The organism is Pseudomonas sp. KK4 (assembly GCF_001984065.1).
Classification (GTDB): Bacteria; Pseudomonadota; Gammaproteobacteria; order Pseudomonadales; family Pseudomonadaceae; genus Aquipseudomonas.
Window position 1 is genome coordinate 1 of the sequence record NZ_LYVP01000155.1, and the last position, 9,856, is coordinate 9,856.

The 9,856-nt window shown below is 62.2% G+C and carries 6 protein-coding genes and 1 pseudogene; 1 reads left to right on the forward strand and 6 read right to left on the reverse strand.

All coding sequences use genetic code 11. The features are described 5' to 3' along the window. Window positions 1–365: 365 nt before the first annotated feature. The 6 genes and pseudogenes from B0W55_RS26955 to B0W55_RS26980 form a co-directional block, all read right to left on the reverse strand. Complete coding sequence (locus B0W55_RS26955; protein ID WP_077048960.1) at window positions 366–1,778, reverse strand: amino acid permease; 1,413 nt, start codon at window positions 1,776–1,778, stop codon at window positions 366–368. A gap of 265 nt (window positions 1,779–2,043) precedes the next feature. Then, the gene (locus tag B0W55_RS26960; protein ID WP_083743235.1) at window positions 2,044–4,377 is read right to left on the reverse strand and encodes an ATP-binding protein; all 2,334 of its coding nucleotides are present in this window, start codon (window positions 4,375–4,377) and stop codon (window positions 2,044–2,046) included. Continuing rightward, window positions 4,374–5,147, reverse strand: a pseudogene (locus B0W55_RS26965) (substrate-binding periplasmic protein). Before B0W55_RS26965 ends, B0W55_RS26960 begins: the two are co-directional and overlap by 4 nt. After that, the gene (locus B0W55_RS26970) at window positions 5,144–5,860 is read right to left on the reverse strand and encodes a response regulator (RefSeq protein WP_077048956.1); all 717 of its coding nucleotides are present in this window, start codon (window positions 5,858–5,860) and stop codon (window positions 5,144–5,146) included. Before B0W55_RS26970 ends, B0W55_RS26965 begins: the two are co-directional and overlap by 4 nt. An 89-nt stretch (window positions 5,861–5,949) precedes the next feature. Further along, window positions 5,950–6,597, reverse strand: a complete 648-nt coding sequence (gene betI / locus B0W55_RS26975; protein WP_077048957.1) for a transcriptional regulator BetI — start codon at window positions 6,595–6,597, stop codon at window positions 5,950–5,952. Between the two features lie 247 nt (window positions 6,598–6,844). Then, a complete protein-coding gene (locus B0W55_RS26980; RefSeq protein ID WP_077048958.1) occupies window positions 6,845–7,627 on the reverse strand; it encodes a class II aldolase/adducin family protein in 783 nt (260 codons plus the stop codon). 181 nt (window positions 7,628–7,808) lie between these two features. Here B0W55_RS26980 and B0W55_RS26985 point away from each other — a divergent pair, with 181 nt between their 5' ends. After that, entirely contained in the window at window positions 7,809–9,770 is a 1,962-nt protein-coding gene (locus B0W55_RS26985) for an FAD-dependent oxidoreductase (protein ID WP_077048959.1), read from the forward strand. The last annotated feature ends 86 nt before the right edge of the window (window positions 9,771–9,856 follow it).

The following is a 9,856-nucleotide window of genomic DNA, read 5'->3' on the forward strand; positions in this document are numbered from 1 at the left end:
AGCTCGCTCCTACAGGGGTGGGTGTTGTTCACAAAATGCGTGCACGCCGCAATACCTGTGGGAGCGGCGGTGCGACGATTTGACTTGCTCGCGAAAGCGGTAGGTCAGTCAATGAATATGTTGGCTGATCCACCGCCTTCGCGAGCAAGCCCGCTCCCACAGGGGAAATGGGATATCTGCAAGATTCTGGGTGGGTGGCTGGCAGGCCGGCTCGAAGACCGCCTCGGTTGCGGTGTTCGCCACCTCGAGAGGCTTCGTTCCGGTTCTGCGCAGTGAACACCGCGGCAAGGATGCCGCGGTAGCCGCCCCGATCGCAGCAACGGATATGTACCCTGCAGGCAAGCGCGCACTACTGACTGAGAGAGTTACGCGCTCGGCAAACTCGGCGCCAAAACCTCCCCGCGCTTGCGGTGAAACAGGAAGTACGCCCCATAGCACAACGCAATAAACCCAAACCCCCAATACAACGAAGGCCGCTGAGTCTCATCCAGTGCCAGGAATACAAACAACGAACAGCACAGCGTAATGCACATCAACGGCAACACCGGGAACCACGGCGCGCGGTATTTGAGGTCGCTGAGCTTGCCGCCATCACGCAGATAGGCCTTGCGGAATTTGTACTGCGTCAGGGCAATGACAATCCAGGTCACGGTGCCGGACATGCCACTCACCGCCATCAACACCATGAACAATGTGTCCGCTGCCACGAAACTGGTCATCAGCGACACCAGGGCAAAGCACAGGGTGATGCTCAGGGCCCGCAGGGGCACCCCTCGCTTGCTCAGCGGCGACAGGCTTTTGGGCGCCATGCCGGTTTTCGACATCGCCCACAGGATGCGGGTCGAGGCATACAGGCCGGAGTTGCCCACCGAAAGAATCGCCGTGAGGATCACGAAGTTCATCAAGTCAGCAGCGTAAGGAATGCCGACCATGTCGAACACCTGCACGAACGGACTCTCCATCAGCCCCGCCTGCTGCCAGGGCACGATGGCCGAGAGCACGATGATCGCCAGCACGTAGAAGATCAGCACGCGGAACACCACGTTGCGCACGGCACGGGGAATGCTCTTTTCCGGCTGATCGGTTTCACCGGCGGCCACCCCCATGATCTCGCAGCCCTGGAAGGCGTAGACCACGGTCATCATCACCGCGAACACCGCCGACAGGCCATTGGGGAACAACGAATCGCCGATCAGGTTGCTCGCCATGGGCGCCGGCGCGCCGCTGGTCAAGGGGATCGCGCCGAAGATCACCAGCACGCCGACCACGATGAACCCGAGAATCGCCGCCACCTTGATCCCGGAGAACCAGTATTCGGCCTCACCGAATGCGCGGGTCGCCAAGGCGTTGAGGCCGAACAGCACCACCACGAACAGCGCCGACCAGTACCAGATCGGCACCGCGGGGAACCAGCGGGTCATCAGCATCCCGGCCGCCGTGAATTCCAGCCCCACGGTGGTGGCCCAGCTCATCCAGTACACCCAGCCGATCATGAACCCGGTGGCCGGGCCGATGAACTTGGTGGCATGGGTCTGGAACGAGCCGGACACCGGCATCTGCACCGACAGTTCGCCCAGGCAGACCATCACCAGGTACATCAAAAAGCCCGCCACCAGGTACGCCAGAATTGCCCCCAGCGGGCCGCCCTGGTTGATCGTCACCCCGGAGCCCATGAACAGCCCGGTACCGATCACACCCCCCAGTGACAACATGAAAATGTGCCGGCTCTTCAGCGCACGGGTCAGGTGAATGCCTTGGGTATCAGTATTTACGCTCATGTCCGGCACCTCAGCAAACAATGAGGTGCGTGGCGCAGGACAGGACGTCACGGCGCGGGGAAGGATCAGCATTACGGCATTTCATTATTATTATCTCCAATAAGCTTCGAAGACCGCGCTGCGGCGGCTTCATCGATTATTGGAAAGCCATGTAAGGTGACGTTGTACACAAGGATCAAAGATGTAAAAAGTCGTAACAACCTTGTACGCACATCCCTGTGGGAGCGGCGGTGCGACGATTCGAGTTGCTCGCGAAAGCAGTAGGTCAGTCGATGACTATGTTGGCAGATCCACCGCTTTCGCGAGCAAGCCCGCTCCCACAAGGGGATTGTGGGTGCCCGGGATTATTGGCTTGCAACAGGTCATCGAGGATTTGCAGGGATTTTTGCAGGTGTGCCTGCACCGAGGGTACGCATAGGCGGATGGCCGATTGGTCGTTGCACAAAGCCGCTGTTTCCAGCCTGCGCATTTCCAGGGCCAGGCCGCGAAACCCCAATGAATCACTGCTACCGGCCAACCGATGCGCCAACTGGGCGACCTCAGTGCAATCGTCGGCAGCAACCGCTTCGTCCAGTGCTTCGCGGTGCTGAAGGATGGAGGCGCGCAGCACCGACAACAACCCCTGCAACTTCTGCTCGCCCAGCAACGTGCGATGGGTTTGCAGTAGCGGCCAGTCCATCGTCCCGCCATCGGGCAACGGATCCTCGACCGTCCCTTGACCCGCCAGCACCTGACGCAGGTTTTCCAGCTTCAATGGCTTGGCCAGGATGCCGTCCATGCCGGCCTCCAGATAACTGCGGACCAAGGCCGGTTGCACACTGGCCGTCAGGGCGATGATGCGTGTGCGGCGATTCGGACCCTCAGTGCCGCGCAACCGGGTGCACAGCTCGACCCCACTCATGCCCGGCAGATGCACGTCCAGCAAGATCAGATCGAAGCTGCGCCCGGCGCACTGCACCAAGGCCTGTTCGGCGTCCTCGGCCAGCCACACCTGATGCCCGTCCCGCTGCAGCAGCCCTTGGGCCACTTCGCGGTTGATCGCCACATCCTCGACCACCAGGATCTGCAGCGCGGCACCCGGCTCACTGGGTGCGACCTTGCCGACGACATCACAGGCAGGCCGCAAGCTCAGCTCAAACCAGAAACAGCTGCCCTGCCCGACTTCACTGCTGACACCGATGCGACCGCCCAGGTGCTCCACCAAATGCTTGCAGATCGCCAGCCCCAACCCGGTGCTGCCAAAGCGCTGGGCGATTTCTTCGCTGGCCTGGGTGAAGCGCTCGAAAATCTGCGCCTGCATCGCCTGGGAAATGCCGATGCCGTTGTCGGTGACGCTGACCCGCAAACGCTGGCCTTGATCCTGTGCGATCAAGGCCACTTCGACACTGACCTCGCCGTCTTCGGTGAACTTGATCGCATTGGCCAGCAGGTTACTGAGGATCTGCCGCAAGAATTGCTCGGCGCCGTGGTGATGCCCGGCCACCGCCTCGTCGACACGGCACAGCAGAATCGTGCCGTTGCTCAGCGCACGGGGTTCGAGCAGGGTCAGCACCTCGTCGAGCAACTGACGAATCGAGAAATCCACCGGCTCCGGCAGGCTCGCGCCCTCCTCCAGTTTGGCGAAATACAGCACCTCATTGAGGATGCTCAACAGCCCCTCACCGGCCTTGTGCAAGGCATCCAGGCGTTTGCTGTCCCGGGGCTCCAGAGCGGCGCCGCGCAGCAATTCGGCCATGCCCAGAATGCCATTGAGCGGCGTGCGCAACTCGTGGCTCATGGTCGCCAGGAATCGCGACTTGGCCAGGTTCGCCGCTTCGGCTTCGTCCTTGGCGCGCATCAGGCTGGCGGTGCGCCGCTCGACCTTGCGCTGCAGTTCGTCGCGGTTGTCCTGCAAGGCCAGGCGATCGGTTTCCCGGCGGTCGATGTCACTCAGGATCGCCCTTCGCATGTCATCCAGGGCATGGGCCACGGTGTCGATTTCGTCTTCGTTGGCGCCGCGGCGCTTGTCCAGGCGCAGTGGTTCGTGCCATTGCCCGGCGGCGATGCGCCGGGCAAATTCGGCCATCACCTGCAAATGCCGGGTGACCAGGCGATAGAACAACGCCGACAGCGTCACTGCCAGACCACAGAGAAACACACCCATCCACAACAGACTGGTCAACCCGGTGGCATACAGACGCTGATACACCGCGCCCAGGTCGGTACTCACCTCAAGCTGGCCGATGTGGCGCGAAGGGCCCGAGGGCGGCTGGTAATCCAGGTCGAAGCGCTCGACGCGCAACGGCCCGATCGGGTTCGGGTTGCCGTGCTGCAAGTCGTAATCGGGACCGGTCAAGTGCACCCGGGCCACGTCGGAGAAGTCCACCAGGCCACGCAGCTGCACGTTCAACTGCGCCTCGTTGAGGTCCCACAGGCTGCGCTCGATACTGGCCAGGTAACCGACCCGGATCAGTTCCATGCGCGAATCGATGTCGCGCATTTCCCGGCGATATTCGATGTACAACTGCACGCTGCTGGCCAGTACCGTAAAGCACAAACTGAACAACAGAATGAACAGCAGCAGGCGCCGCAACAGGCCGACGGGATGGGTATGGATCATCGTGTGTTCGCCGGCAGGTTGACCATGTCCCGGTAAGTGACCTGGCTTTCACTGAGCAGGCGCTCGATGTCGCCGGCATCGATCATCCGTTGCAGCTGCGCGTTGATTTGCGGCATGTGCCCGACCCAGGGTGAACGCCGTCAGACCGCCACCCGCAGATAGTCGACGCTCAAGGGCTTGGGCAACGCAACGATGTCCTGCGCGCCGGGCCGGTTGGCCACGTAAAGCTCGCCGGTGCGGCGTTCCTGGGTAATGAAATCGATGCGTTCGCGGATCAGCTTGCCGAAGTTCTGCTGGTTGTCCGACACCCATTCGATGTTGTCGTTTTTCGCCACCATGCGATCGAACGCCGGGCCGTAGCTTTCACCGAACAGCAGCCCGCCACGGTAACGGGACAAGTCTTCCAGGCGCTCGATCACCACCGGATTGTGCCGGTTGTAGAACAGGGCCACCTCTTCGCGCAGTACCGGCACCGTGGAAAACAACATGCTGTGTTCACGCTGCTCGGTCTTATAGGCCAACACCACGTCAACCCGACCTTCGGCGGCATCGAGCAGGCAGCGCTTCCAGTTGCCCAGCACCACGATCTCCACCTCGTAGCCCAATTCACCGAACAGCTTTTTCACCACGCTCGGCGCCAGGCCACGGACGTTGTTGCCGTCGCTCCAGGTGATCGGTGGATATTGCGGATAGTCACAGTAACGAACCTTCTGCGCCGCCAATGCCTGGCCGGCAGACAGGGCCAGCAGCAGCCACAGCAGGCACCTCATGCGGCAAGGCTGGCCGTGAACAGGTAACCGGCGCCGTGGATGGTGATGATCAGTTGCGGTTCGGCGGGGTCGTCATGCAGCTTGCGGCGCAGGCGGCCCACCAGCACGTCGATGGAGCGGTCGTTGGGCACCCATTCGCGGTTGCGGATCTGGTCCATCAACTGGTCGCGGCTCAGGGTGTGGCCGCTGTTGCGCAGAAACACGCTCAGCAACTGGTATTCGCCGTGGGTCAGCAGGGTTTCGCCACCGGCCGGATCGATCAGGCGTCGGCGGTCGGTGTCCAGCGCCCAGTCGGCGAACTGCTTGACCGGCCGGGCGCCGGCCGCCATCGGTTGCGGCAGTTGCGCATGCCGAACCCGGCGAATCAGGTTTTTCGCCCGGGACACCAGTTCTCGCGGATGGAGGGGTTTGATCACGTAATCGTCGGCGCCGCATTCGAGGCCGACGATGCGGTCGATTTCGTCGTTGCGCCCGGTGATCAGGATGATCCCCACTTCCGAACGCACCCGCAGTTCGCGGGTCAGGGTCAGGCCGTCCTTGCCGGGCAGGCGGATATCGAGCATGACCAGGTCCACGGCCTGGCTGGCCAGGAAGCTTTCGGCCAGTTCCGCGGTCTCGGCGCAATGAACCTCGTAGCCTTCCTGGGACAGATAGGCGTGCAACAGTTCGCGAATCAGCGGATCGTCATCGACGATCAGTACCCGTGGCGTCATTGCTGGAGTCCTGCACAGGCCCGAAGGCCTATTTCTTATTAGAGTGTTGTTACGTGTGCGTCAGAGAGTATCCACTGTTGAACGACTGATCAACAGCTGCTCGTCTGCAGCGTGAAGCGCTGCCGACCGCCGGCCTGCAAGCCGTCGACCCAGGCTTCGCAAATCTGGATGCCTTGCTCTGGGGTAAAGGTGCCGGGGTTCAGGCCGGACTCCAGCCACAGGCCATCGAGCAAGGCGCTGAGGCTGATTGCTGCCAGATCGGCGTCGAAATTTTCCCAGCCCTCTTCCTGCGCCAGTTCTGTCAGCACGTTGCTGAGGATGGCGCGGTATTCACCGTAGGACTGATCGTGGGCCTGATTGATCGCTTCGGCGGTCTTCACCGCACCCCAGAACGCCAGCCAGGCGTCGATCAGTTGCGGGTCGAGCAATTCGGCGGAGAACGAACCGCGGAAAAACGCCGACAAGCGTTCCCGGGCATTGGGCGCGGCCTGCTCCATGGCTTCGCGCAACAGGGTCATGACCCGGCCGGTGATCGACTGATAGGCCTCGGCCACCAGTTCGTCCTTGCCGGAATAGTGATGGCTGATCAGCCCCACCGACACCCCGGCCTCGGCGGAAATCTTGCGGATCGAAGCGCCCTGGAAGCCGTGGCGCTTGAGGCACACCAGCGTCGCCTCGATCAGATTGGCCTTGCGCAACTCCGGTTCCATGCGGGAAAAACGGGCTTCCTGATTCATGGGCGACGCTCCTGGATTCGATTGGGCCGCCGTGACATCGGCGAGCTGAACGACTGTACAGCAAGAGCGTAGTCGGTCTCCAGTCAGTTTTCAGTGCGCAACGTCGCGGCGCCTGACACACCGCTTTCGCGAGCAAGCCCGCTCCCACAGAGGGTTCAGTCATTCACAAAATCAGCCGTCATTCCACGAACCCTGTGGGAGCGGGCTTGCTCGCGAAGAGGCCAGTCCATTCACCCCAAGATGCGGATCAATCCCGATACCCCGGCGCCACCCGCTCCAGCAACCGCAACAACGCCGCCCAGGCCAATTGCATGGCATCCGGATCGCTCAATTCGCCTTCCGCCAACGGCCGCCCCGGCTCATTGAACTGCCGCTCGGTATGCGCGCACACCTCGGCCGAGGGAAGCACCACCTCCCCGGCAGCCTGCGCCGCCAGTTGAATTTCGCAAGCCTTTTCCAGGTAATACATGCGCAGGAACGCCTGGCTCACCGTCTCGCCCACGGTCAACAGCCCATGGTTGCGCAGCATCAGCACCGGTTTGTCGCCCATGTCCGCCACCAGCCGCTGCTGCTCGCTCAAATCCAGCGCCACGCCTTCATAGTCGTGGTAAGCCACTCGCCCATAAAACTCCATGGAAATCTGATTCACCGGCAGCAACCCGCACTTCAACGCCGCCACCGCGCAACCGGATTTGGTGTGGGTGTGCAGCACGCACTGGGCGTCTTCGCGGGCGCCATGGATCGCGCTGTGAATCACAAACCCGGCTGGATTGACCGGATACGGCGAAGGCTCCACCGCCCGCCCATCCAGATCGATCTTCACCAGATTCGACGCCGTGATCTCATCGAACATCAGCCCATACGGGTTGATCAGAAAATGATGCTCCGGCCCCGGAATCCGCACCGAAATATGGGTGAAGATCAGATCGGTCATACGGAAATGTGCAATCAGGCGATAACAGGCGGCCAGTTCTTCACGCAGGCGTTGCTCCGTCGCGCTGCGCGGCAGGTGGGTCGCGATCTCGTTCATTGTTTTAGTCCTCCAGGCTGATCGGCTGCGGCAGACAGTACTGCGTCACCCCCGTCGACGTCCAGCCAGCGCAAAGTAAAAAAACAAGTTGATTTTTTACTGTCGGTAAATTTCCATAGCGCAATAATAACAATGCCGAAAACCGGTCTTTCGGCTTTCAGCCCGCTGGAGTTCCTGCACCATGTCGACGCCGTCACCTGCCTTCGCGCACCTGTTCGAACCCTTGCAGATCCGTGGCAAGCGCCTGAAAAACCGCATCATGTCCAGCGGTCACGACACTTCGATGCCCACCGACAACCTGGTCAACGAGCAGTTGATCGCCTATCACCGGGCGCGTGCCGAGGGCGGTGCCGGGCTGATCGTGTTGCAAGTCGCCGGGGTGCATGACAGCGCGCGGTACACCTCCCACGTGCTGATGGCCACCGACGATGCCTGCATCGACGGCTACCGCAAGATCGCCGACATCTGCCACGCCAACGGCACCGTGGTGCTGTCCCAGGTGTTCCACCCGGGTCGAGAAATCATGGAGTCCAGCGATGGCCTGCTGGCCGTGGCCTACTCCGCCTCGGCGGTGCCCAACGAGCGCTTCCGGGTGATGCCCCGTGAGTTGGACCAGGGGATGATCGATGAGATTGTCGCCGGGTACGCCGCTGCCGCCCGGCGCCTGCATCAGGCCGGGATCGACGGCGTGGAAGTGGTGGCCAGTCACGGCTACCTGCCGGCGCAGTTCATCAACCCGCGGGTCAATCGCCGCACCGATGGCTACAACGGTGAACTGGAACAGCGCCTGCGTTTCCTGCGGGAAATCATCGCTGCCGTGCGCGCCAGCACCGACGACGACTTCATCCTCGGCCTGCGCATTTGCGCCGACGAGCGCGACCCGGAGGGCCTGACCGAAGACGAGTCCCTGGCCGCCGTGCAATCGCTGCAAGGGCAACTCGATTACGTGCACATCGTCGCCGGCACTTCGGCGTCCCTGGGGGGCGCGGTGCATATCGTGCCGCCGATGGCGATCGAAGCGGCATACCTGGCCAGGGAAGGCGGCACCTTCAAGGCCAGCCTGAACATTCCGCTGTTCGTCACCGGGCGCATCAACCAGCCGCAGGAAGCGGAGTTGATGATCGCCCGCGGCCAGGCCGATGTCTGCGGCATGACCCGGGCGCTGATCTGCGACCCGCAAATGCCGAACAAGACCGACACCGGCCACGTTGAAGACGTACGCGCGTGCATTGCCTGCAATCAGGCGTGCATCGGCCATTTCCATAAGGGTCTGCCGATTTCCTGCATCCAGACGCCGGAAACCGGCCGCGAGCTGATTTTTGGTCAGCGTCACGCCGCGAAAACCCGTAAGCGCATCATGATCGCCGGCGGTGGCCCCGGCGGCATGAAGGCCGCTGCGGTCGCCGCACAACGCGGGCACGACGTGACGCTGTACGAAGCCAGTTCGCAACTCGGCGGCCAGGTGTTGCTCGCGCAATTGCTGCCACGGCGCAGCGAATTCGGCGGTGCCAGCACCAACCTGCAGCGGGAAATGGAACTGGCCGGGGTGCGCGTGGTGCGCAACACCCGGGTCGACCGCGCCCTGGTGGAACAGGAAAAACCCGACATGGTGATCATCGCCACCGGTGCCGAACCCTACTGGCCGCACTTCGAGCGCGGCGGCGAACTGCAGGTGGTGGATGCCTGGCAGGTGCTGCGCGACGAGGTCAAGATCGGTCGTTCGGTGGTGGTGGTCGACTGGCGCTGCGACTGGATCGGACCCGGCATCGCCGAGCGCCTGACCCGCGCCGGGCATCAAGTGCAACTGGCGGTCAACGGCACCCATTGCGGGGAAAACCTGCCGCTGTATGTGCGCGATCAACTGGCGGGGGAACTGCACAAACTGGCAATCCCGATCACCCCCTATGCGCGCCTGTACGGCTGCGATGACAATACGGTGTACCTGCAACACACCGCCAGCGGCGAAGCGATGCTGCTGGAAAACATCGACACCCTGGTGCTGTGCCAGGGCCATCAGCCGGTGGACACCCTGGGCGAAGAATTGAAAGGCCTGGTGGAGTTTCGCCGCATCGGCGACTGCCTCGCCCCGCGCACCGCCGAAGAAGCGATTTATGAAGGGCTGAAAGTCGCATGGGAGCTTTGAGGCTGTTTATACTCCGGCACGTTACGGCTAACACCTGACCTGTGGGAGCGGGCTTGCTCGCGAAAGCGGTGTATCAGTCAATGAAG

Bases quoted from the DNA above. Each gene is read 5' to 3' on its own strand.
- B0W55_RS26955 (WP_077048960.1), bottom strand. From the start codon at position 1,778: ATGAGCGTAAATACTGATACCCAAGGCATTCACCTGACCCGTGCGCTG.
- B0W55_RS26960 (WP_083743235.1), bottom strand. From the start codon at position 4,377: ATGATCCATACCCATCCCGTCGGCCTGTTGCGGCGCCTGCTGCTGTTC.
- B0W55_RS26970 (WP_077048956.1), bottom strand. From the start codon at position 5,860: ATGACGCCACGGGTACTGATCGTCGATGACGATCCGCTGATTCGCGAA.
- betI (WP_077048957.1), bottom strand. From the start codon at position 6,597: ATGAATCAGGAAGCCCGTTTTTCCCGCATGGAACCGGAGTTGCGCAAG.
- B0W55_RS26980 (WP_077048958.1), bottom strand. From the start codon at position 7,627: ATGAACGAGATCGCGACCCACCTGCCGCGCAGCGCGACGGAGCAACGC.
- B0W55_RS26985 (WP_077048959.1), top strand. From the start codon at position 7,809: ATGTCGACGCCGTCACCTGCCTTCGCGCACCTGTTCGAACCCTTGCAG.